The 1,107-nt window shown below is 73.6% G+C and carries 1 pseudogene; it reads right to left on the bottom strand.

Going from position 1 to position 1,107, the window contains the following annotated elements:
- A pseudogene (locus I0Q12_RS27490) lies at nucleotides 1–1,107 on the bottom strand (molybdopterin-dependent oxidoreductase); the annotation flags it as partial.

Here is a 1,107-nt window from a genome sequence, read left to right as displayed (position 1 = left end):
CCACCGAGTACTCGGTGGCCGGTTCCGCCTCCTGCCAGGGACCGCCGTCGACGCGGACCTCGATCCGGTCGATCCCGCGGTGCTGCGCCCACGCGGTGCCGGCCACGACGACGGGCCCGGCCGTGAGCCGGGCGGATCGAGCCGGCACGTCGATCCGCGAGGCGGTGCGGATCGGGCCCTTCGCCGCCCAGCCGCGCCGCGTCCAGTAGGCCTCCGCGCGGTCGAACCGGGTCAGCTCCCAGTCGACGACCCACTTCGTCGCCGAGACGTAACCGTAGAGCCCGGGCACCACCTGCCGCGCCGGGTAACCGTGCTGGAGAGGGAGCGGTTCGCCGTTCATCGCGACGGCCAGGAGCGCGTCACGACCGTCGCGCAGCACCTCGACGGGTGTTCCGACGGTGAACCCGTCGACGCTGGTGGACAGCAACATGTCGGCATCGGGGTGGACCCCGACACGGTCGAGGATGTCCGCGATCCGGTAGCCGGTCCAGCGGGCGTTGCCGGCGAGGTCACCGCCCACCTCGTTCGACACGCACGTCAGCGTCACCAGACGCTCGACCGTCTCGAACGCCGCGAGATCGTCCCAGGTGAGCGTCGTCTCCCGATCCGCCATGCCGTGGATGCGCAGCCGCCAGTCCGCGGTGGTGAGGCGCGGCACCTGCAGGGCGGTGTCGATCCGGTAGAAGTCGCGGTTCGTCGTGACGAAGGCGGTGGCGCCGGGCACCGCGCGCGGTCCGGTCGTCAGGTCGGCGCCGGGCGGAATCGCCGGTGCCGCGTCCGCGGCGAGGGGCACCCGGAACCGGTCGCGGTCCTCGAGCACCACCGCCAGCCGATCCGCGAGATACCGGCCGACGGCACCGGCCACGACCGCGACCGCGACACCCGCGCCCAGGACCACCAGGAAGCGCCGGCGGTCCGGGTTCGGCGACGCCGGATCCTCCCCTCCCCGCGGCGTCCACAGCGCCCGGATCGCGAACTGCAGGAACAGCATTCCCACGACGACGGCGATCACCGTCGGGATCGCAGCGGTCGCGGTCGCTTCGGGCCGGTGCAGCGCCGCGTACACCCCGACCGCTCCGAGCGCCGCGAGCAGCGCTCCGCCGTAGG

Source organism: Rhodococcus sp. CX (assembly GCF_015865005.1).
In the GTDB taxonomy this organism is placed as follows: Bacteria; Actinomycetota; Actinomycetes; order Mycobacteriales; family Mycobacteriaceae; genus Rhodococcus.
This window is presented reverse-complemented; position numbering and strand designations above follow the sequence as displayed.